Genomic DNA, 22,500 nt, shown 5'->3' on the forward strand with positions numbered 1-22,500 from the left:
GAGAGTTCATGAGGCAGGGCGCGAGGTGGCTGGCGATCGCGCTCGTGTGTTGGACAGGGGGTGTGGCGTCGGGAGCAGGGCGCGCCGATGCGCGGCTGCAGGAAGCCCAGAAGGCCTTCGAAGAGGCGACGAGGCTCCGGGAAGCGGGCCGGTACGCGGAGGCGATCGCCCTGGGCGAGCGTGCGCTGGCCTTGCGAGAAGCTGCGCTCGGGCGCACGAACCCGGAGGTGGCCCGATGCCTGGAGTTGCTGGGAACCTTGCACCTGAATCAGGGGGACACGGCCGGAGCCGAGCCGTTGCTCCAGCGTGGACTGGACATCCAGGCTGCGACGCTCGGCAAGGAGCATCCCGATGTCGCCACTTCGCTCGATGACCTGGGCCGGCTCTACTCCACGCAGGGGCTCTACGCCCGGGCCGAGCCGCTCTACCAGCGAGCGCTGGCGATCCGCGAGGCGGTGCTCGGCAAGCGCCATCCGGACGTGGCCTCCACGCTGAACAACCTCGCGGTCCTCTATGCGAACCAGGGGCTCTATGAGAGGGCCTTACCGTTCTACGAGCGAGCACTCTCCATCTGGGAGTCGAGCCTCGGCCCGAAGCACCCCCATGTGGCCACGCTGCTCAACAACCTGGCCCGGCTCTACCAGGCCCAGGGGCTGTACAAGCAAGCCGAGCCGCTCTACCAGCGTGCGCTCTCCATCAAGGAAGCGGTGCGCGGCAAGAACCATCCATCCTTTGCCCAGACCCTCAACAACCTCGCGATCCTCTACACAGAGCAGGGGTTGTACGAGCGCGCCGAACCGCTCTACCAGCGCGCTCTCTCCATCCTGGAGGGAGCGCTCGGCAAGAACCATCCGGACATCAGCTATCCGCTCAACAACCTCGCCAGCCTCTACATGGAGCAGGGCTTCCATGGCCGTGCGGGACCGCCCTATGAGCGCGCGCTCGCCATCCGCGAGAAGGCCCTGGGCGCCAGGCACCCGCTCGTCGCGGACTCCCTGGGAAACCTCGCCAGCCTCTACTCGGCGCAGGGGCTCTACGCTCGGGCTGAGCCGCTCTGCCAGAGGGCGCTCTCCATCCAGGAGGCGGTGCTGGGGAAGAACCACCCGGATGTGGCCTCCACGCTGAACAACCTCGCCATCCTCTATGCGAACCAGGGGCTGTATGAGCGGGCCCGGCCACTCCTCGAGCGCGCTCTCTCCATCCGGGAGGCGGTTCTCGGCAAGGACCACCCCGACGTGGCCAGCACGATCAACAACCTGGCCCTCTCCTATGCAGAGCAGGGGAACTACGGCCGCGCGGGGGCGCTCTTCGAGCGTGCGCTCGCCATCTACGAGAAGAGCCTGGGCAGCAGGCATCCCCTCGTGGCCAACGTGCTCAACAACCTGGCGCGGATCCGGCTGGCTCAGCAGCGCCTGGATGAGGCTCTGCCGCTGTACACGCGTGCATTCGCCATCTCCGAGCAGCGCCTGCGCCAGGAGGCACTCGACTTCTCGGAGTCGCGCCTGGCCAGCTTCCTCCAATACCTGCGAGCCGATGAGGAGCGTCTCTATGCGCTCCTGCGAGCCCATCCAAGTGATGCCCGGGTCCGGCGCCTGGCACTCAGCGCCGCGCTCCTGCTCAAGGGCCGCTCCGTCGAGGAGACCGCCGACACCTCGCGCATCATCTATCGGAGCCTGGGCTTCCAGGATCGAGAAGCCCTGGACCGCTTGCGAGGACTTCGGACCCGGCTCGCGAAGCAGTCCCTGGATGGGCCTGGCCCTCTCAATCCCGTCGAGTACCAGCGTCACCTCGAGACACTCGCCCGCCAGGGAGATGCCCTCGAGGCGGAGCTCGCCCGACGGTCCGCGCCGCTGCGCGCGCTGGCGGGGTTGCCCTCTCCCGGGGAGATCGTCGATCGCGTCGCCGCGTCGCTCCCCAAGGACAGCGCGCTCGTCGAGTTCATCGCCTACTCGGATCGTCCTCTTCTGCCGAGGCCTGGTGCGTCCGCAGCCAAGGGGGCCGGCCAGCTCCGCTATCTGGCGCTGGTGCTGGCGCCCGGTGTAGACATCCGTGCCCTGGACCTGGGACCCGCCGCGCCCATCGATGGCGCTGCCTCACGTTTGCGCAGTGCCCTGGCCGATCGGGATGCCTCCTTCCAGGCGATGGCCCAGGAACTCTACCGGCGGGTCTTCCAACCGCTGCTGCCGTTGCTGAACCACTCCCAGCGGCTCCTGCTCTCGCCGGACGGGCAGCTCGGCCTCGTTCCGTTCGCGGCCCTGCACGATGGCCGCCAGTTCCTCGTCGACGCCTTCGACATCACCTATCTCACCTCTGGCAAGGACGTGCTGCCTCGTACGCAGGACATGGCTCCCTCCTCGCGGGTGGTGGTCCTGGCGGATCCCGACTTCACTCCTCCGCCCCGGATGTCTGTCGCTTCATCCCAGGGAGTGCCTGGACAGGCCGAGCGCTCCACGAGTCTCGAGAGCTTCTTCTCCTCGGTGCGCTCGGACCTGGCGGAGCGGTCCTGGACGCCGCTGCCCGGCACGCGCCGGGAGGCCGAGGCCATCCGACGGCTGATTCCCCAGACGCAGCTCTTCCTGGGCGCGGAGGCCACCAAGGAGCGGCTGCTGAACCTGCCCACACCGGGCGTGCTGCACCTGGCCACGCACGGCTTCTTTCTCGAAGACGCGCCTGTGCCCGAAGGCGCTCGTGCCCTGGGCAACTTTGGTGCGCTGGGGCGTGCGCCTCCCTTGGCGCGCCTGCCGGATCCGTTGCTGCGCTCAGGTCTCGTTCTTGCGGGAACGCGCGCCTTGACGCCTTCCTCATCCGGCGCCGCGAAGTCCGCCCCCGACAGCAGCATGGTGACAGCGCTGGAGCTTGCAGGGCTGAACCTGTGGGGCACGCAGTTGGTGGTGCTGTCGGCGTGCGACACGGGACGAGGGGACGTGAAGCTCGGCCAGGGTGTGTACGGGCTGAGACGCGCCTTTGTGGTGGCGGGAGCGGAGACGGTGGTGATGAGCCTCTGGAAGGTGAACGACGAGACGACGCGGCAACTGATGGAGTCCTACTACCGCAACCTGCTCGAGGGGCAGGGCCGAGCCGCCGCGCTGCGTGAGGCGATGCGCGCGTTGCGTCACAGCCAGCCACATCCCCATTACTGGGCGCCCTTCATCGTGGTGGGGCGGGATGCGCCGCTGCGCGCACTCAAGGCGGATTCCCGGAAAGAGGCGGGAGAGTAGTTACAGGGACCACGGAAAGCGGATCTCCTGATCAGCGCGAGAGGTCAGCGGCGCTTGGGATTTCGGGGGTTCCGTCCCGAAACGCTGCCTCGCTTCTTCGTGTCAGGGAGCCACTCGCTCGCGCGAAGTGAGCACCCTCGTGAACAATCACATCTCACAGATACGAAGGCGTCTCAGCGAGGCAGCCGCGGTGCTGCTGTTCGTTGCTCCCGCTCCACTATCCGTGGAGCTGTGTGTCACTGACCGCGTGCCAGGCGCGGAGCCGGTCATTCTTCAAGAACCGGCACGGGAGGCCGAGCGATCCATCCCGGTATCGGGACTGAGTGGTCTGGCTGCTGTCGAGAGCTGGGAGCACTCCGTGCCTGTGCGCCAGGACGGTACGGTGTGGGCGTGGGGATACAACGGCTTCGGCGAGCTCGTGGGAGAGACCGTGGCCCCTTCGCTCGCTCCCGTCTCGATGTCCGAGCTGATGGGAACTTCCGCCCTCGACACCGCTCCCACTCGGCTGACGCGCAAAGACAATCAGACCGGGGAGCAGGGGAATCTCGGCGTGATTCCACACTGGGTGAGCATCGTTCCTCGCCGCCTGTCGCTCTCCAGGGACTCCAGGCCTTTGAATACCTCTGTCACCCGCAGCGCCTCGCGCCCCCTGGCTCGGAGGCTCGAGCTCACTGTCGGGCAGTGGCTACCCAAGTCCGACCTTGGACCCGATGAAGGCATGAACGCCGGGCGCGTGAGCCTTTCCATGCATCATTTTTCAGCTCGGTGCCTCAATCCTCTGGGGATTTCTGGGCGGCCCTCCTGAGCCGATTTTCGGCAGAGGGGTGTCACCAGAGCAGGGTGCTGGAGGCGGTGGTGGCTCGCGTGACCGAGGGGAGGGGGGACCTCGGTGGGGCGCCCACATGAACTTCGGGGGGAGGTTTCACGGGAGGCTCCGGCAGGGATGACGGAGCCTCGGGTCCCCCGCCTCCAGCGCCCTGCCTCGTCTGCTGCGTTCGGCCTGAAAAGGCGCCTCGAGATTCCCTGCATCATTTTCGGGCTCGTGGGCTCACTTCGGCAGCGGGGGGGGATTTTCGGCCCGCATGTGCCCTCGACTCAGAAGGCAAGGAGCCGTTCAACGATGAAGCGCCTGACTTGCATCCTGGCTGGTGTGTTCCTGTGCATTCTTCCCAAGGCAGATGCGTCCACCTTGCAGTCTCCGGCTCGGCCGGGGAATCCCGCCCAGTATGATCTGCAGGGGCGCGAGATCCTCAGTGCCACCGGAGAGCAGTACCTCATGGATGACTCCGCTCATCCTGCACTTCCGCTCCCGGAGCCGACGCGCGGGTCCACCCCGGAGATGTTCTCCCGGCGGGCTGGACTCTCGGCAGAGTCCATTGCTCCCGCAGCGGCCTCTGGAGAGCTGCAGGTCACGCGTGAGTGGTTCCGATCCATCTTTGGCTACAACATCGGCTCCAAGGGACTCTACGTCGTGGATGTCGATGCTGACGGGCACTCCGAGGCGGTCATCAGTGCCGGCTCGTACTGGTACATCGCGTCCAGTCAGGGCAAGGAGTATGTCCAGCGCTGGGTGAGCTCCAATGGGCTGTCCATCTCGGCCTTGCGCGTAGCGCAGTTCGACGCGGACCCCGCGCTCGAGATCTTCGTCGCCAATGGCAATCAGCTCCAGGTGTACGACGGCGCGACCTTGACGGTGCAGAAGACGCTCACCCTGCCGTCCAGTGTCGCGACTGGGCTGACGGTGGCTGACGTGGACGCGGATGGAGCCCTCGAGCTGGTCTTCTCCGACGCTACCTACTTCAGCAACTCCACGCTGTTCATCCTGGACGCGAACACCGGAGCTGTGGAGTTCCGCGGCACCAACATGGGGGGCTCGTCGTTCGCCGTGGGGCAGGTGGACGGGGATGCCGCGCTGGAGATCGTCGTCAACACCGGCACCGTGGTGGACGGGCAGAGCCGCGCCGTCGAGTGGAACAACCCGGACACCTTCGGCGGCATCGTCCGGGTCGGAGACCTCGACGGGGATGGGCTCGATGAGATCGTGGCCGGATATGCCTGGACCACGGGCCTGCGCGTCTACCAGGGCGACACGCGTCAGCTCTCCTACTCCGTGCCGGTGTTCAACCTGGCGGCCGTGCGCGTGGCGGACGTCGAGGGCGATGGCACCCAGGAGATCGTCTATGGCGATGCGCAGTGGGGCAGCATCCACATCCTCAACGGCGCCACGGGTGCCGAGAAGTGGAAGGTCAGCAACCCGGAGCATGGCGTGACGGAGATCGCCGTGGGCAACGCGGATGCGGATGGGGCCAGGGAGATCTTCTGGGGAGCGGGGGCGACGTCCACGGGCCCGGATCGGCTCTACGTGGCGGACGCGGTGACACACGTGCGTGATTGGCAGAGCCTGGACATCAGCGGTCCCTTCTACGCGCTCACCGCGTCGGATGTGGACGGGGATGGGCAGGTCGAGTTGCTGTCCGGCAGCTACACGTCCGACAGCAGCTATGGCGATGGCCTCTTCTTCATCCATGACGGAGCCACCCACGCGCTGGAGTACCAGAGCGGTGAGCCCACCGGCCTCGACTGGACGGGGCTGTGGCGCATCCGCACCGCCAACGTGGATGCCGACCCCCAGCAGGAGATCTTCGTCACCAGCAGCATCACGTACGACGCGGTGCTCCTCTGCTACGACGGGCTGACCCATGCTGAGCAGTGGCGCATCAAGCTCGATGACGTGAGCTTCCGCGGGATGCAGTTGGCGGATGTGGATGGGGACGGTGTCCTGGAGGTGGTGACCTCCGTGGCCAACCAGACGGGCGGCACGGTGGGGATCTACGTCTACAACGCCGCGACGGGCGCGCTGAAGTGGAGCACTCCCACTCCGGGAGTCTCGTCGCTGTCGCTGCTGCGCGTGGCCAATGTGGATGAGGATCCTGCTCTGGAGATCATCGCAGCCCAGTCCAGCCTGTTCATCATTGATGCGGCGACCCGGACCGTGCAGCTCACGACGGGAACGCTCGGCGTCTCCGCGCTCGAGACGGTGGACATGAATGGAGATGGGCGATCGGAGATTCTCATTGGCACCAGCTCCGGAGCCATCCAGGTCATCAACGCCACGACCGGCACCGTGAGCCAGACGCTCTATTCGACGACCGGCTCGATCAACGGCCTGGGGGTGGTGGACCTCACCTCGGATGGGGTGAAGGACTATGTCTTTGCCAACGGGGAGCGGCTGCGCATCGTCAACGGCTCCAGCCGCGCCGAGGCGTGGAGCAGCGAGGTGCTCGGAACCAATGTGGGTGCGCAGGACAGCCTCCTGGTCGCGGACCTCGATGGAGACCAGCGCCCGGAGATCACCGTCAACGTGGGGACGAACGGGTTCATGATCTTCGACGTGGGTCCCGGTGGAGGCATGGCCTCCTATGACCCTGTCCTCCAGACGCCCCGGTGTGGCACGGCGGATGTGAGCTGTGACTCGGGCCTGCTGCTCCTCGGCCGTGGCTTGCTGGGGCCGGAGCCGAACGCGTCCAACACCTTGTACGGCTCGTGCGAGGACGGGAATGCTGGCACCTTCCATGTGGACGAGTCGAACGATCGCATCCGCGTGGTGTCCGTGGATGGCACGCCCTTCGCTGCTGGCAAGACGGTGCGCATCGACGCGACCGTCTGGGCCTGGACGCAGCCGGCCGGGGACAGGTTGGATCTCTACACCGCGGCGGACGCGGGTGCTCCGGACTGGCAGTTCCTCACCACGTTGAAGCCGAGCGCCCCGGGAGCCCAGACGCTGTCGACGACGTACGTGCTGCCCACGGGGACCCTCCAGGCTGTCCGTGCGCGCTTCCGCACCCAGGGCAGCGCGCCCTGCGGCGCTGGGACGTACAGCGACACCGACGATCTGGTGTTCACCGTGAAGTGACGTTCTCGTGAGGGAGGTGGCTGGAGGTTGTGGTTTTCCCCAGCCGCCTTGTCCCTCGAACCGCTGGATCGTTTGCGTTAGATGGCGCCGCCATGACCCCCCGTCACGTCTATGGCTCGTCCCGATTCAACGCTCCCGGCACGTTCTTGGGGATCGGCTTCTCCTCGGACTCAAAGACCCTGGTGGCACTCATGCCGGGAGAGGGTTCCTCCCGGTGTGTGTCCTTCAACATGGAGGACGGCGCTGTCGCCAGCCAGCAGGAGATCAAAGGTACCTGGAGGGATATTCGTGTCCTGCCAGGAGGAGATCTCATCGTTTCGACGTGGGGGAAGGTGCAGCGGGTCTCCACGAGCGGGAAGACGGTCTGGACGGTGAAGGGCGAGCAGGCGCTTCACCTGGCCGCAGTGAGCCTGGACGGCGCGTTGCTTGCCACCGTGGAGGATGAGACTGCCCAGATCCGGGAGGCGAAGAAGGGCACTGTCGTCCATACCTTGAAGGAGAAGGAAGGGGACATCTACGGCATCGCCTTCAGCGCGGAGGGTGGGTTGCTGGCGACCGGCTCCTCGAAGGGGATGGTCCGCCTGTACGATGCTCGCAGCGGCAAGGAACAGGCGAAGCGCAAGGGCACCAAGACTCTGACCCTCGCGTTCTCTTCCAACGGAGAGCAGCTCCTCGTCGGCCATGGTGCGGGAAAAATCGAGCTGCTGCAGGTGGAGGGCCTCAAGCCCCTCTCGCCCATCCTCGGCCATCACGAGTTCCCAGAGGGGGGCGATGCGGGCTGCCGGTGGGTTGGCTTCTCGCCGGACGGAAAGAGTGCGTACTCGCTGGGCAACGAGCGCCGGTTGCGCTCCTGGCGCGTTCCGGATGGCGAAGAAGGGTGGGTGATCGAGGTCCCCTGGCGGCATGCGCAGGGCGCGGTGACGGCGCTGTCTCCGGATGGCCGCTGGATTGCCACCGGATCCACCGCGGGCGCCCTGAGTGTCTGGTCGGCGGAGGACGGAAAGCCCGTTGTGCGGAATGCGGCGCCTACGCGGCTCGAAGGCCTCGCGCTCACCCCCCAGGCAGTGCTGGCTGCATCGGGGAGGACCTACGTCTCCTGGGATCGCAAGACGGGCGAGATAACGGAGATTCTCTCGGGGTTCCCTCCGACCGACGTAAAGGCACTCGAGTCGGGGCTGCTGGTGCGGCTGGACTACGAGAACATCTTCGTCGGGGAGAAGCTCGATCCCGACGCGGCCTCGGCCTTTGCCCTCTCCACGTACGCTTCGGGCCCTCTGGCGCTCTCTCGGGGAGGCGCGCTGCTCGCGGCGCCGGCCCAGGAAAACGTCGAGGTGTGGGATCTGAAGCGGAGTTCGCGCATCGCGGCGCTTCTGCACGACAATTCAGCGCGGGCGTGCGCCTTTGGCCCGAAGGACGCGTGGCTGGTGACCGCGGACACGAACCTCCATATCTGGCGGCTTGGAGAGGAGCCGGAGCTGATCCGCGACATCCCGCTCGCGTTCGAGAGCGAGGAGGGAGACATGCACGTACGCGGGCTCGCTGTCTCCGAGCGGGGTTGGATCGCCGTCAGCGTGGATGGGACCGACAACAACAACGATGCGCAGTGCTCGGTCGTGTTGGCCGATCCCCGCAGCGGCAAGCTGGTGGCGCAGTTGAAGCGCCCGGGAGTGCGGCTGGGGCAGGTGGCCTTCGTGGGCGCGGCGCTCATCGCGGTGCCGGACTCCTCGGGACAGTTGCTCCTCGCGGACGTGAGCAACCCGGCGAAGCCGCGCTGGCTCAAGCCCCAGGAGGCGGAGGATGTCTGGCCCGAGAGTGAGAAGGGGAAGGAACTGCCGCTGGCCGTACTCGGAAGTGACGTGGCGTATGTGGGGCCGGATGGCAACGTGGTCGTGAAGACCCTGGCTGACGTGAAGCCGGAGACCGAGGCGCCCTTCCTGCTCGGAGTGGAGGGCTCGGAGGGAGCAGGGGCTCAGCCAGCGGCTGCGAAGGCGGAAGCCCTGTTCGAGAAGCGCCTGGCGGGGACGCGCTTCCTCTTCGTCGGCCGTTTCAAGGAAACCAGCGCGGACTTTCGGGAGCTGACCGTGAAGGAACTGGGCGGCGAGGTGGCCACCAAGCCGGACGCGAAGGTCACCCACCTGGTGCTTGGCGAGAAGCCTTCCGCCAAGGTTGAGTCCGACCTGAAGGCCAAGGGGGCGAAGTACAAGCCTTTCACGGAGAAGGCGCTGATGAAGCTCCTGCTGCCGACGGCGGCGGAGGCGCGCGCCCTGCTGCGCAGCGAGGTGAAGGACGGCGCCAAGAGGTGGAACGCCTGGCGTGAGCGGTACGTGGAGGCTCGTGGCGAGGACTTCCCCACGCCGCTCCAGGGCATCGAGCTGGAGGGGCTGGATCTGCGTAAGTACAAGCTGGCGGTGCTGGACTTCACCGGGGCGAAGTTGGCGGGCGCGAACTTCGCGGGAGTGGATCTCTTCGACACCATCTTCCGCAACGCCAACCTGAGCGGCGTGGACTTCAGCAAGGGCAAGTGCTTTCGGACCGTCTTCACCGGAGCGAATCTGAGCAAGGCCCGCTTCGGTGGTGTCGAATTGTCGAGTGCCCGCTTCGACGGAGCGGACTTGCGGGAGGCGGATTTCCGCGACGCCAAACTCATTTACGCCGACTTCTCTGGCGCTGACCTGCGCGGGGCCTTGTTGCCGAAGAAGCTGCCCGACAACATGAAGCACAACGCGAAGACCCGGTGGCCCGACGGAGTCCGGCCACCGGGGTGACGTCCGCGCCGCTCCAGGCTCCTTATGGAGTCGCGGGAGGAGCCTGGCAGATGCTGCGGTAGCGGATCTGGATGTTCTCGCCCGTCTTCGGCACCGCGGCGGACTTGAACACCAGGGCATTGCGCGAGGCGTCGTACGTCCAGAGGGACGGATCCACCGTCTGTCCCTGGACCCGGACCGACATCTCGGCCGTGCCCGACGGCTTGGAGGTGAGGGGGAAGTCCGCCTGCGGATCCCCCGCGCGGCCGATGAGCTTCGCCAGGAAAGGCTGGTAGTCGCCCTCGCATACCGAGCCCACCGCGCCGCCCGTGGCCTGGGCCACCGCGGAGAAGCGCGGTGCCGAGGTCTGCGCCGTGCTGCAGCTGTTGCCGGTGGGCACCAGCGCGTAGAACTGCGTGCGGTGCGACATGCCCGGGCCCTTGATGGCCTGGAGGAACTGGATGTAGCTGTCTGGCTCGAAGCCCGAGTGGTCGTCCTCGTCGGCCACCGCCACCACGGCCAGGCGCGCCGTGGACCTCACGAAGCCCAGGTTGCCGTCATTGGGCAGCGCGGTGCGCGGGTCGTCCTGGCTGTCCACCAGCGGCGAGGACAGCGCCTGCCGCGTGGTCTCCAGGCCCTGCACCAGGTTGTGGCACAGCCCGACGCTCACGTTCGCCTGGAGCGCCGTGGCCGCCTCGGCCGCCAGGCTGCTCACCACGCGCTGGCTGCTGCCGTCCACCGGGACGATGCGCCCACCTTCTCCGCCCTGCGCCGGCCCACCGCACGCCGTCCCGCGCGGCACGAGGCCCGTGGTGGTGACCGCCACTCGCAGCTCCACGCCCTCCTGCCGGGCGCGATCCAGCCACCCGGGGATGGCCGCCTGCAGCCGCTGCTGGAAGGTCTCCATGGTGGTGGTGTTGGACACCACGAAGAGTACGTCGAGCTGGCTGTCCGTGCCCTGGACGAACTTGTCCAACTGGACACCCTCGTGGTTCGTCTCCGCCAGCAGCGGCACCACCAGCCAGTCCGGCTCGTTGGTCGCGTGGACGAAGAGCGGACTGTAGTGCTGGCCCAGCACGTTGCGTGCGTACGTCACCTCCAGCTCGAAGCCCTCGGCCGGCGCCAGCGTGCGCGGAGCCGTCAGCGGCGTGATGAGCTGGAACTGGTTGCTCGTGCCGGCGCCGATCTGCGCCCCGTCCACGGTGATGGGATAGGGGCACTGGTTCGAGATGAGCGTGCGGCGGGGCTTCGTCTCGCAGTCGTAGCGGATGGGCCCGAAGTCCACGAAGCCCGGCGCGGCCACCAGGCACGAGGCCTGGGACACGCCCTTCAGCGGCAGCGTCACCGTGGGGTGGGCTGGGTCGTTCACCGTGAGCTGCAGCTCGCCCCCGTAGGAGCCCGCCACCGGAGGCCGGAAGGCCACCTGCGTGCTGAAGGCCGTGTCGTACGGCAGCACGCCGCCCGTGAGCGGGCCGCCGGGCATGAAGAAGGCCCCGCCCGCGTCATTGGAGATGTGGATGTTCTTCACCGCGCACTCGGCCCGGCCCGGGTTGCGCATGTACACGCCCAGCACCGCGCCACGGCCCGGCGCCACGTTGCCGAAGTCGAGCGCCGGCTGGGGCCGCAGCTCGAACACGCACGGACCGCTGGCACGCGCCCGGCCGGTGAGGACGACGGTGCGCTCCGGGGTGAAGGGATCGCTCGAGGCCAGCGTGAGCGTGGCCTGGAGGTTCCCCTCCTGCTGCGGCTCGAAGTACACCGTCAGCTCCAGGGCGTCATTGCCCGGCGCGATGGCCAGCGAGTCCGCCTCCAGCGCCGGCCACGTCCCGCCCTTCCACGGGTAGGTCTGCGTACCGCGCTTGGGCACGTCCACGTTGAAGTTCCCCGAAGAGCCATCCCCGCGCACGCCCAGGAAGATGAGGTTCCCGTTGGTGCCGCCGTTGGAGATGCGAATGACCTTGCCCACCTTGCCGCCCACGGGCAGCTCGCCGAAGTCCAGCGCCGCCGGAGCCACCGCGAGCGTGGGCTGACCGCCCCGCGCGTCCAGCCCCACCTGGGTCTCACGCGGCTTGTCCGACTCGTACTGCATCTTCAGATCCGCCGTGTTCGGGCCCGAGGTCCGCGCCGCGAACCGCATCTTCAACTCCACCGCCTCGTTGGGGCCCACCGTCTGGCCATTCAGGACGGTGAGCGCGGAGAAGGATGGATCCGTCGTGGTCAGCTCGGAGATCGTCACCGGCCGCCAGGTGATGTTGCGCACCCGCGCGCGGCTCTCGGTGCTCTCGTGCACGGGGATGGGTGCGAAGGGCACCGGCGTCGGCTCGAAGACGAAGGCGCTCGCCACTGAGTTGCCCACCAGCTTCGCCGTCGTCGGCGTGCAACCCTCGCAGGCCCGCGCCTCCACCAGCGCTCCCATCTGCCCCAGCGCTCGCGGCAGGTACTTCGCCTGGAGCTGCTGCGTGCTCAGCGGCGGGATGGTCACGGTGTCCGTGGAGAACGGATCCGCGCCGTCTCCGGCCACCTGCACCGTGAGCGGCAGATCCACCGGGTTGGTCACCGTGAGCGTCAGCGTGCGGTCGCTGTCCACCTCGAGCGTCTCGAAGTCCAGCACGGGAGGATCGATTCGAATGGGCGTCGGTGCGCCCTGGCCTCGCACCGTGACGGTGCTCTCCCGGCCGGTATTGGCGTCGGTGGCCACGCGCAATTGCTCTTCGGTGGGCCCCTCGTGCAGCGGGTGGAAGCGCACCAGCACTTCCTTGGACTCGCCCGGCAGCACCCGGCCGCCCTCCACCAGCTCCACCTGGTACGCGGCGTTGCCCTGCAGCGCCAGCGCCTCCAGCGCGGAGAAAGGCACATAGCCGACGTTGCGGATCAGCACCTTCTGTTCCCGCCACTCGCCGACGGGCACCTCGCCAAAGTCGAGCTGCTCCCTGTCGACCACCGCGGCCGCCTGTACCGAGCGAGTGTTCCCCGGCTCATGGCACGCCGCCATCATGGCCGCCGTTACCGCCAGCCCGAGGACCCGTCCCCAGCCCCACCCCTGCCTCATCGTCGCTCCCGCCGTTGTCTCGGCCCGCATTGCGTGCGCTTCCGTGCCCCCGCTCATTTCAATGGGCGTACCAACGCCTGATCGCTCGAAGGCCCTCGGAAGATCAGCGGGTTGCGAGGATCAGTGACGAACTGTGACCGGGGAGGGAAAGGCGTTGTCCTTCAGGGTGGAAAGGCTTTTCCCTACCCGAGGGATGCTGAGCTGGGGTTTTTCCCTACCTCCAGGGCAGGCAGGCGTTCAGCGGATGAAGTAGTCGAGCGCGCGAGCCACGGCCTCGGGCTGCTCCATATGGACGTGGTGGCCGCCGGACAGCGTGAGGATCTTCGGTGAGCGCAGGGCGGCCAGGCGGGCGCGGGCGCGGGCGTCATCCAGGTGCAGGCCCTGGCTGCCATGGATCACCTGCACCGGGCAGGTGATGGCGGAGGAGACGGCGAGCCACTGGGCCTCGTCCCAGCCCTGGCCGAAGCGGCGGCGGTGTCGTGGATCGAACCGGAAGCGGTAGCTGCCCTCGGCGGACTCGGTGCCGTAGCGCGCCAGGTGGAGCGAGGCGGCCTCGGTGAGCGAGGGATTGGTCTCTCGCAGCCGCGCCGCGGCGGCCTCCACGGTGGGGTAGCTCTTGCGGCGGGCCGGGCGCTGCACGTCATCCAGGAAGCCGCGCAGGCGCTCCGCCGTGTTCGAGGCGTCGCCTCCAGAGGGGCCCAGGCTCTCGATCAGGGAGAGGCTCTTCACCCGGTCGGGACGTGCCGCCGCGTAGGCCGAGCCGACGATGCCGCCCAGGGAGTGGCCGACGATGTGGACCGCGGGGATCTTGAGATCGTCCAGGGTGGCGTCCACGTCGAGCAGGTAGTCCGGGAAGGAGTAGTGGGCTCCCAGGGGGATGTGCTCGCTGCGCCCCATGCCTCGGAAGTCGATCAGCAGCAGGCGCCAGGCGTCCGGGAGGTGCTCGAGCACCCAATCGAAGGCGTGAGAGTGGTCCAACCAACCGTGGAGGAAGAGGACGGTGGGAGCGCCCTTCGGGTTGCGCTCTCGGACGTGGACGGCGACAGCCTGGGAGAGGATGGTGAAGGACTCGAAAGTTGGCGGCACACGGGTCTCCTGGGACCCCGGCTTATCCTGTTCGGCGGGCGGAGAGAACCGCCCCGAGTCATGCCTACAGGTGCCGCGGTGCCGGAGTCTCCGCCTCGGGCCGGGCGAGGATCAGCGCGAGCTGCCGGGCCTGATTCTCGGTGGAGCAACGATACTCCTGCGTCTTGCCGTTGGACTTCTGGATTCGGATCACCCAGACGTTGTCTTCCTTCGTCACCACGGGCATCGCGTAGGCCATGTGACACCTCCTGGGTTGGGGGTGAAGCATCCGCCGTGCCGGGCTGCTTTCCGAGCCAAGCGCCTGGAATCAGGGAGGTGGGAGCTGGGAGGAGGTGACCTGGAAGGGCAGTGGGCCGTGGGGTGTGTGACGTTTTGCGCGCATGCTGTGTGTCATGTGCAACACATGGAATCGGGTGCGCGCGGAACGTACCCGTGTCAGGGCTCGGGCCACTCCCAGGCGGAGTGGTAGCCGGTGTCGGCCTGGGTGCCTTCGATGAAGCGCGCGTAGAAGGCATGGCCGCTGAGGGTGGCGGAGTCTCCCACCACGAAGAGGTGCCGCCGTGCGCGGGTGAGGGCCACGTTCATGCGGCGCAGGTCCGTGAGGAAGCCGAGCTGGCCCTCGGAGTTGGAGCGGGTGAGGCTGACGAGGATGGCGTCCTTCTCTCGGCCCTGGAAGGCGTCCACGGTGTCGACTTCGACGTCCGGGGAGAGGGCCTCCACGCGCTCGCGGAGCTGGAAGGCCTGGGCGCTGTAGGGGGTGATGACGGCGAGCTCTCGCGGAGAGAGTCCTGCGGCGAGCAGGGCCTTCACCCGCGAGACGATGAGGTCCGCCTCGCCGGTGTTGAAGAGGCTCTGGGTGCTCTCCTCCACCTGCTCCTCGAAGCCCTTGCCGGCGGTGTCGAGGAAGAGGACGGGAGGGGCATCCACCTCCGTGCCGGGAGAGAGCACGTCCGCGAGGGTGCGGTCCGCCACGCTGGCGTGGGCGCGCAGCTCGCCGCCGTACATCTCTCGGGAGGGGAAGGACATGATGCGGGAGTTCATGCGGTACTGCTCGCGGAGCATGCGCTTGACGCCCTCGCCGTGGTCCTGGAGGAGGCGCTCGAAGAGGCTGGTGCCGAGGCCGGCCTTGGAGGCTTCCTGTGAGAGGACGGTGGGAGGGAGCTGCTTGGGGTCTCCGGCGAGGATGACCTTGGGGGCGCGCAGGAAGCCGAGCAGGGTGAGGGGCTCGGTGGCCTGGGTGGCCTCGTCGATGAGGGCGAGATCGAAGGACTCGGGGGCGAGCAGGCCGGACTGAAGGCTGGCCAGGGTGACGCAGACGACCTGGGCGCGCTCGAGCACGGCGCGCACGGCCTTGCGTTCCAGGGCGCGGGCCTCGTCCATGAGGCTCTTGGCCTCGGTGGAGGAGGCGCGGGCGTTGGAGAAGCGCTGGCGGCTGCGGCCCTGGGTGCGCTGGCGGCGGGCATAGCCGAAGAGATCGAAGGCCTCGTCGAAGAGCTCGCGCGAGAGGATGCGGTCGGGGTGTTCCTCGACGACGATGTCCAGGGTGTGCTCCTGGAGACGGGCGGCGACGCGAGCGGGGTGGCCCACGCGGATGGCGCGCAGGCCCTGGTTGAGGCAGAGCTCCAGCAGGTGATCCACGGCGGCGTTGCTGGCGGCGGTGCACAGCAGGCGCTCGCCGCGAGCCACGGCCTGGGCGGCCACTTCGGCGAGCACGGTGCTCTTGCCGGTGCCTGGGGGGCCGTGGACGAGGAAGAAGTCCTCGGCGGCGAGGGCTCGGGCCACGGCATCGGCTTGCTCGGGATTGAGGGGACGGGAGGGTTCGAGTTCCTTGGGCTTGTCGAAGCGTGGGGGCTCGTTGCCCAGGAGGACTTCGCGCTTGCGGCGCTCGGCGCCCTTGTCGAGGGCCTTGACGCGTTCGAGGCCGGCGCGCACGCGCTCATAGGTGACGTCGTTGGGGACGACGTCGAGGCGGAGCAGTCCTTCATGGACGAAGGGAGGGGGGGAGCGATCGAAGGCGAGCTGGATTCGGGTGCGGGTGGCGCGAGAGACAAGGGCGCGAGCGGGCTCTTTGACTTCGGCGCGGCGGGGCATGACGGCGACGAGGTCGCCATTGTTGAGGGGAGAGGGGAACGGGGCGCGGTCGGCGCGGGCGAGGGTGAGGAGGATGCGACCGCCGAGGCCGACTTCCTCCTCGATGCTCTCGAGGTCGAGGACGGAGAGGCCGTGCTCGGCGCGCTCGCGCAGGGTCATGCTCTGGGCGAGCGCGGCGGAGCGGGCGCGCTCGGCATCGCGCTCCATGGCGAGGAGCCGGCCGAACTGGTCGAAGAAGGAGACGTCACGAGGCATGGGGGAGGGTTATGCCAGAGGGCAGGCCGTGCCGCGCGGCTGCTCAGGCTCGGATGACGGTGACAGAACAGGAGGCAGCACTGCGCGGGATGGGAAGGCCAACTCGCGCACCACCACCTCGCGATAGATGGGATTGGTCACATCGAAGGCTCCGGCCTCGGTCATGCGGATGAGGCCCAGGTCCACGGCGAAGCGGACATCACCTGGAGGGAGGGCGCCGGGGATGGTGCCGGCGAGCATGGGCTCCAGGATGGCGCGGATGCGCGGCTCTCGCAGGCGCTCGGCCAGGCTGTCCAGGTGCGTTTCTTGGCGTTCGATGAGCACGGCCTTGGCGCGTCCGATGTCCGCGCGGCGGATGGGCTGGGAAATATCGGAGACGAGTTCCTCGACGGCCACCTTGGCCAGGGCATTGACGAGCCACGGCTGGCCCTGGGTGAGTTCGAAGGCAAGGGTGAGGGCGTCGGGCTCGAAGCGCTGGCCAGTGTCTGAGGTGTGCTGGGAGTAGAGTTCCGCCACCTCATCGGCAGTGAAGTCGCGCAATGTGAGCGAGCGCACCTTGATGTTGAAGGGGCTCGAGGTGCCCAGGTGCTCGCGATCATCGGAGGCCACTTTGTAGTCGCGCACGTCCCGAAGGCCGATGAGGGCCAGCGAGGTCGGGAAGTGTTTGGGGCGGTTGCGGTAGCCGTCTCGCAGCTGCCGCAGCACGGAGACGAGCACGTCGTCCCTCAATGCATCCACTTCGTCCAGGAAGACAACGAGGGGTTTAGGCGCAGTCCGAGTCCAGGTTGCGAGTGCGGTGCCAATCTTGCGGCCCGGGGGCGCCTCGGAGAAGGGAGGCGGGCGCAACGCAGGCGGGAGCTGAGTCTCCAGTGCATCCTTCCAGCTCTCGAGGATGGCAAGCTCTGCGGCGCCAATGTCGTTGGGGAAGGCAGCGCCCACTTCCATGGAGACGAGGACGGCCAGATGGTGGCCCGCCGAGGTGAGTTCCTGCGCGAGCGAGAGCAGGGCGGTCGTCTTGCCTGCCTGCCGGGGCGCGTGAACGACGAAGTACCCCTCCTGGTCAATCAGCCGCCGCACCTCGGGCAGGCGCCGCGAGGCTGGGAGCATGTAATGAGTGGCCGGGTTGCAGGGCCCGGCCGTGTTGAACCAACGAGGCATGGAAGGACGCTACCACCTCACAGGGTAGGACGCCGGGCTTGGTACCGCCTTCCTGGAGGCTTGAAGCGGGGCTCAGAGCGCGAACTCGACTCCGAGCGTGAGTCCCAGCCGCAGGCCGAAGGTGCTCCAGTGCTTGTCGAACTTGAGCCCATCGATGTCCTGGGTCGTGGAGAAGAGGTAGATCTTCTCCAACTGGGCGGACAGATCCGCGCGCAGGAGGATGTGATCGCTCATCCTGCGCCGGCCCCCCGCGGACAGGCCTCCCACCCAGCCGACGCGCGGCACGCTCCACACGTCCACGCCCTGGACTTGGAGCCGGTTGATCTCCTGGCTGAAGTCGCGGCCTGGAATGAGCAGCGACAGGCCCACGCGGCCCCCGAAGACGACCTCCGTCTTGTCCGCGACGGGCAGGCCATACTCGCCCGTGATCAATCCCTGGCCCAGCATGCCGAAGCCGAACGTCCGGTCTCCCCCCGCGCCGTAGTTGCCGAACAGCCGGATGGCGCCGCCAATGCGCGCCCGATCCTTGGCGAAGGGCGCCGGAACGCTCATGGAGAGCGTGGCCGACAAGAACGTGGCGTTGCCATAGTCGAAGGATTCATCGCGAGTCGACGTGTTGATGATCTGCGCGCCTGTCATCCGCGAGTTCTCGGTGAAGAGATCCACCCCCACACCGATGCGCAGCCGGGCAGAGGCCTCGGCGCGCTCCTGGGCCTGCACCTGTGACTGAGGCAGAGGCCGCTCCGCGACCTTGGGAGCGGGAGCCTTCTCGGGAGCCTTGGGCTTCGGCTGGGCCTGAGCCTTGGGCTGTGCCGCCGCCTTCTCGGACGCGGGGGCCTTCTCGGACGCGGGGGCCTTCTCCGGCTCCTTCTGCTGCGTCAACTCCTGCGTCTTCTGGGGATCCTGCTCCTGCAACTTCTCGGGCTGCTCCAGAGTTTGTTCCGGCTCGGCAGGAGCGGTCTTCGCCTTGGATTTGGACTTGGACTTCGCCTTGGACTTTGCCTTGGCCTTCGTCTGCGTCTTGGCCTTCGTCTGCGCTTGCACCGGGGCAGGCAGTGCGAACACGAGCAGCATCGAAGCGAGGAGCGCCTTCCAGAGGGCTTGCGGAACGGGCAGGGAGCGCATACGGGGCACGCGGAAGTGGGTAGGCGTGAAGCCTAGAACAGAATGCCCACGTTCCGGTGCTTGCTCGTCCTGCGTGCGGGCAGGGCGGAAAAGATCGCTCGCGCGGTCATCCCGTACGCCCCGTGGAGGCGGTCCTCAGACCCGGAGCGTACGCCTCGGCCTATGCGATGATGATGGGCTGTCCCGGAGGTGCCTGGTCCGGATCGGGTGCCTCATGGATGCCCGGCGGTTGGGCCTCTGGCTCGGTCTGGCGTCCAGGCTCCGTCAGAGGAGGCTCATGCCGGGGCGGCTCGATCTCCGGTGGCAGACGGGTAGGAGGTTCGATCTCTGGGTGGTGCCGCCGGGGCGGTTCAATCTCCGGCGGTCCCCGCTCGGGTTCCTGTTGAGGTGACTTCCGAGGCTCGGGCTCCTTCACTGGACCTCGAGGCGAGTTGGGCAGTTTCTCGGGCATGTGTTCTTCCCTCCTGACCCACCAAGCTGCGCATCCCGCAGGGGCCTGGGAACCCGAGGGTAGAAAGAGGGCCCGCTCGCCTGCCTGCCTTGAGGTTCAGGAGCCCTGGGAGAACGGCGGTATCACCGTCCACAGTTGAGGTTTGTCGTACTGCGGCGGAATCATCCCGATGGGCCAGCCCTCGGCGGTCACTTCGGCATAGCGCCACGAGCGGCCTTCCCGGCGCAGCGCGGTGCCACTGCCCGGGAGCCCGACTCCCACGGCGGCGTGCGCGAGCCGGTCCGAATAGAGGAGGACCGCGTCGATGCCGGCCTGCTGCAGCAGCATCACCGCGAGCAGGGCCTTCGAGTCGCAGTCGCCACTGTCCTTCGCGGGAACCAGCGCCGGAGGAATGACGCCGAAGGGTACCTCGACGGGGGGCAGCTCATAGTGGATGCGCTGCACGAAGCCGATGATGAGGTCCGCCGCCTGCTCGGAGCTGAGCTGGTGGTCACGGATGTAAGCGAGGAAGCGGTGGCCGAGCTGTTTCACCGGCTCGGAGTTGGTGCGCATCAGTTCTTCGTAAACGCAGCGCATGTCCACCTCGCACTCTCGCGGAGCGCGGAAGGTGAAGCGTTCCCGGCTGATGGCGCGGAAGTGCATCCGTTTGCCCAGCGCCTCCTCGTCGCGTTCGATCTTGTCGACGAGCGAGGTGTCCAGCCCGTAGATGACCCGATGCCATCGGGGCTCCAGGCCCTCCACCCTCCAGGTGTACGTCTGGACCTGGGTGGGAGGAATGCCGGGCGGCAGGAGCACCATCCCCAGGTCCGCTGCCTCGGAGGAGAGCGGGGAGGGCTCGAAGTCTTCCGGTCCCAGGTAGCCCAGACAGTCCAGCACGAGCACGACACCGCAGACCGCGAAGGCCACGAACGAGAGACAGCCGCGCCGGGGCGGCATCGAGACGCCGGGCGAGTCTGACTCCGAGGCTCCAGGGGAGGCAGGTTCCATGGGCCTCCTCACGCAGGCGCGCGCAGCATCCCTTCGGGCAGCTGCGGGAAGGGGATGAGTCCGTTGAGCGCGGCCTGGAGTCCCGGTGCGGTGAGCAGTGCAATGACGATGAGGATGGCGGACAGCACCAGGGCCAGCGAGACGTTGCCCTGGCGGACCTCGGCCAGCTCGTCCAGGCCCGGGGTCATCTTGTCGAACAGCATCACCCCCACGGCCAGCACGCCGGTGCCCACGCCCAGCGACAGCACCACATGGAGCACGGCGAAGAGCAGGAGCTTTCCCACCATCCCGGGTTGGAAGGGCGGAGTCCGCAGGGTGAGATCCACGGCATCAAAGGTCGCCTGGATGGCGTGCTGCACCAGCAGCCCGAGCGCCAGCAGGCTGGCCGCATGGACGATGCCCGCCGCAATGTTGCCCTTGCGCAGGTCCTCGACCGCATCCGTACCGAGCAGGCGGTTGAGGCCGCGGAAAGCGAGCCAGATGCCCAGGGCGGCCACCAGGCCCCCGAAGACGATCTTGACCAGTCCGACCAGGACGAGCGCGAGGTTCATGCCTAGACACGGTAGCTCTTCACGATGCCGACTACCCGCTCCGTGACGGCCTGGAGTTCAGCGGTGGCCTGATGGGTCGAGTCCAGTCGGGCCACGGACTCTTCCATCATCCGGTTCAGGTCGGAAACCGCGGCGAAGACCTGGCTGACGCCCGCGTTCTGCTGGCTCACCGCCGCGGAGATCTGCCGCACCGCCGAGGCGTTCTCCCGGACGATGGTCGACAGCTCGCGCAGGTTCTCCCCGGAGGTCTTCACCTGCACCAGTCCCGCCTCCATCCGCTGGGCGCCCTTCTCGGTGATCTGCACCGTCTCCCGGATGGCCATGCTCACATCCTCGAGGATCTTGTTCACCCGCTCCGTGGCCTTCAGGGACTGGTCCGCCAGGGTGCGGATCTCCTTGGCCACCACGCTGAAGCCCTTGCCGTGCTCTCCGGAGCGCACCGCCTCGATGGCCGCGTTGAGCGCCAGCATGTTGGACTGGTCCGCCAGCTTCGTCACCGTCTGGGTGATGCTGCCAATCTGCAGGGTGCGCGCCGACAGCTCGTTGATCTTCCCGGCGATCTCTCCCACGCGCTCGCGGATGTCCGCCAGGTTGGAGAGGCTGTCCTCGATGGCCACGCTGCCCGCCTTGGACAGGTCATCCGCCCGGTCCACCACCGCCAACACCGACTCGGCCTTCTGCGCCGCCACCACGGACGTCTCCTTGATCTCCTGCGCCGTCACCTGGGTCTCCTGGAGCGCCGAGGCCTGCTGGGTGATGGCCTGGCTCTGCTCCTGCGTGGACGTGGTGAGGTTCTTCACCGCCGCGGTGAGCACCTGCGCGGATTCCTGGAGGCTCAAGGGCACCTCACGCAGCTTGCGCACCATGGCTCCGAAGGATGTCGCCAACTGGCCGATCTCATCCGTGGAGTGCACGTGGATCTCCTGGGTGAGGTCTCCATCGCGAACGATACGGCCCACTGCCTCGTTGAGCGCTTGGATGGGCTGCACCATGCGCCGGGCCATGAGGAACGAGCCCACCAGCGCCACGCCCCCGAAAATCACGAGCATCAACACCGCGGCCAGAACGGACTGGCGGACCAGGGCGTAGGCCTCGTCCCGGTCGAGGACGGCGATGTACAGCCAGTCCGAGCCCTGGAAGCTCTCGCTCGCCGCCCGCTGGAAGCCTCCCACCTTGCCGCTGAACTCCACGACGCCGGAGTCATTCTCCAGCGCGGCCTCGGCCAACGGAGCCACGGCCGACGCCAGCGACCGAGGGCCGAAGAGCAACTGGCCTCGTGCGTCCGCGATGGCCAGGCGGAGGCTGCTCTGGCCCCGAGCCGTGGCCCGATCGATGGCGGGCTTCACCTCGGCCTCGAGCAGGTTCCAGTCATACGCCGCCACCAGCAGCCCCATCGGATGTCCGTCCACGGGCGAGGTGACGGGGATGGCGAAGCGCAGCACCCGTTGGCCCAGCACCTCGTCCTGGCCCAGGGCGGCCTCGTCCGTGAGCCGCTCCTCCAGGGCCTGCTGGAACCACGTGCTGCGTGCGATGAGCTCCGGCCGTGCGGCATAGCGGGTCAGCAGGGCCGCGTCGCTGGCGGAGACGGCCTTGCCGTCCGGCGTGAAGAGGACGATGACCTTGAAAACAGGGTAGCGCCGCTGAAGCACGCTGAGCACCGAGTCGCTCTTCTTGTATGTGGCATAGAGGAGCGCGCCGCGGACGATGGCGTCCTCGGACCAGCTCCGCACATCGGCCTCTCGCTCGGCCAACATGTCCTGCACGATGTCCGAGAAGTTCTCCGTCTCCGCGCGCAGGGTGGACTGCACCTCGGCGGTGAGCAGCCGCTGGAGCTGGCGGGCGGAAAGCACTCCCAGCAGCAGCAGGGGAATG

General features: G+C 67.7%; 13 protein-coding genes. 3 read left to right on the forward strand and 10 right to left on the reverse strand.

Annotated features, from left to right (window positions below):
• Window positions 1-8 precede the first annotated feature (8 nt).
• The 3 genes from KY501_RS49905 to KY501_RS49915 all read left to right on the forward strand — a co-directional run bounded on the left by KY501_RS49905 (window position 9) and on the right by KY501_RS49915 (window position 9,896).
• A complete protein-coding gene (locus KY501_RS49905) occupies window positions 9-3,218 on the forward strand; it encodes a CHAT domain-containing tetratricopeptide repeat protein (RefSeq protein WP_224372616.1) in 3,210 nt (1,069 codons plus the stop codon).
• Between the two features lie 1,120 nt (window positions 3,219-4,338).
• Window positions 4,339-7,131, forward strand: coding sequence for an FG-GAP-like repeat-containing protein (locus KY501_RS49910; protein ID WP_224372617.1), 2,793 nt, complete (start codon window positions 4,339-4,341; stop codon window positions 7,129-7,131).
• A gap of 92 nt (window positions 7,132-7,223) precedes the next feature.
• On the forward strand, window positions 7,224-9,896 hold the full coding sequence (locus tag KY501_RS49915) for a pentapeptide repeat-containing protein (RefSeq protein WP_224372618.1): 2,673 nt from the start codon (window positions 7,224-7,226) through the stop codon (window positions 9,894-9,896).
• Between the two features lie 22 nt (window positions 9,897-9,918).
• Here the strand turns inward: KY501_RS49915 and KY501_RS49920 are convergent, their stop codons facing one another.
• The 10 genes from KY501_RS49920 to KY501_RS49965 all read right to left on the reverse strand — a co-directional run.
• The gene (locus KY501_RS49920; RefSeq protein ID WP_224372619.1) at window positions 9,919-12,924 is read right to left on the reverse strand and encodes a choice-of-anchor D domain-containing protein; all 3,006 of its coding nucleotides are present in this window, start codon (window positions 12,922-12,924) and stop codon (window positions 9,919-9,921) included.
• Between the two features lie 237 nt (window positions 12,925-13,161).
• The gene (locus KY501_RS49925; protein ID WP_224372620.1) at window positions 13,162-14,010 is read right to left on the reverse strand and encodes an alpha/beta fold hydrolase; all 849 of its coding nucleotides are present in this window, start codon (window positions 14,008-14,010) and stop codon (window positions 13,162-13,164) included.
• Window positions 14,011-14,074: 64 nt separating this feature from the next.
• Window positions 14,075-14,248 (reverse strand): hypothetical protein, encoded by a 174-nt coding sequence (locus KY501_RS49930; protein WP_224372621.1) that lies wholly within the window; start codon window positions 14,246-14,248, stop codon window positions 14,075-14,077.
• Between the two features lie 197 nt (window positions 14,249-14,445).
• A complete protein-coding gene (locus tag KY501_RS49935) occupies window positions 14,446-16,356 on the reverse strand; it encodes an AAA domain-containing protein (protein ID WP_224372622.1) in 1,911 nt (636 codons plus the stop codon).
• 9 nt (window positions 16,357-16,365) lie between these two features.
• Window positions 16,366-17,514 carry an ATP-binding protein gene (locus tag KY501_RS49940; RefSeq protein ID WP_224372623.1) on the reverse strand — a complete coding sequence of 383 codons (1,149 nt, stop codon included), beginning with the start codon at window positions 17,512-17,514 and terminating at the stop codon, window positions 16,366-16,368.
• A 72-nt stretch (window positions 17,515-17,586) separates the two neighbouring features.
• Complete coding sequence (locus KY501_RS49945; protein ID WP_224372624.1) at window positions 17,587-18,639, reverse strand: hypothetical protein; 1,053 nt, start codon at window positions 18,637-18,639, stop codon at window positions 17,587-17,589.
• Between the two features lie 160 nt (window positions 18,640-18,799).
• On the reverse strand, window positions 18,800-19,090 hold the full coding sequence (locus KY501_RS49950) for a hypothetical protein (RefSeq protein WP_224372625.1): 291 nt from the start codon (window positions 19,088-19,090) through the stop codon (window positions 18,800-18,802).
• A gap of 96 nt (window positions 19,091-19,186) precedes the next feature.
• A complete protein-coding gene (locus KY501_RS49955) occupies window positions 19,187-20,077 on the reverse strand; it encodes a hypothetical protein (protein ID WP_224372626.1) in 891 nt (296 codons plus the stop codon).
• 8 nt (window positions 20,078-20,085) lie between these two features.
• Window positions 20,086-20,628 carry a DUF350 domain-containing protein gene (locus KY501_RS49960; protein ID WP_224372627.1) on the reverse strand — a complete coding sequence of 181 codons (543 nt, stop codon included), beginning with the start codon at window positions 20,626-20,628 and terminating at the stop codon, window positions 20,086-20,088.
• A gap of 2 nt (window positions 20,629-20,630) precedes the next feature.
• Window positions 20,631-22,500 (reverse strand): methyl-accepting chemotaxis protein (locus KY501_RS49965; protein WP_224372628.1); only part of this gene is annotated, 1,870 nt, incomplete at its 5' end.

This window comes from Hyalangium versicolor (assembly GCF_020103695.1).
GTDB classification, from domain to species: Bacteria; Myxococcota; Myxococcia; order Myxococcales; family Myxococcaceae; genus Hyalangium; species Hyalangium versicolor.

Bases quoted from the DNA above. Each gene is read 5' to 3' on its own strand.
- KY501_RS49905 (WP_224372616.1), top strand. From the start codon at position 9: ATGAGGCAGGGCGCGAGGTGGCTGGCGATCGCGCTCGTGTGTTGGACA.
- KY501_RS49910 (WP_224372617.1), top strand. From the start codon at position 4,339: ATGAAGCGCCTGACTTGCATCCTGGCTGGTGTGTTCCTGTGCATTCTT.
- KY501_RS49915 (WP_224372618.1), top strand. From the start codon at position 7,224: ATGACCCCCCGTCACGTCTATGGCTCGTCCCGATTCAACGCTCCCGGC.
- KY501_RS49920 (WP_224372619.1), bottom strand. From the start codon at position 12,924: ATGAGGCAGGGGTGGGGCTGGGGACGGGTCCTCGGGCTGGCGGTAACG.
- KY501_RS49930 (WP_224372621.1), bottom strand. From the start codon at position 14,248: ATGGCCTACGCGATGCCCGTGGTGACGAAGGAAGACAACGTCTGGGTG.
- KY501_RS49935 (WP_224372622.1), bottom strand. From the start codon at position 16,356: ATGCCTCGTGACGTCTCCTTCTTCGACCAGTTCGGCCGGCTCCTCGCC.
- KY501_RS49940 (WP_224372623.1), bottom strand. From the start codon at position 17,514: ATGCCTCGTTGGTTCAACACGGCCGGGCCCTGCAACCCGGCCACTCAT.
- KY501_RS49945 (WP_224372624.1), bottom strand. From the start codon at position 18,639: ATGCGCTCCCTGCCCGTTCCGCAAGCCCTCTGGAAGGCGCTCCTCGCT.
- KY501_RS49950 (WP_224372625.1), bottom strand. From the start codon at position 19,090: ATGCCCGAGAAACTGCCCAACTCGCCTCGAGGTCCAGTGAAGGAGCCC.
- KY501_RS49955 (WP_224372626.1), bottom strand. From the start codon at position 20,077: ATGGAACCTGCCTCCCCTGGAGCCTCGGAGTCAGACTCGCCCGGCGTC.
- KY501_RS49960 (WP_224372627.1), bottom strand. From the start codon at position 20,628: ATGAACCTCGCGCTCGTCCTGGTCGGACTGGTCAAGATCGTCTTCGGG.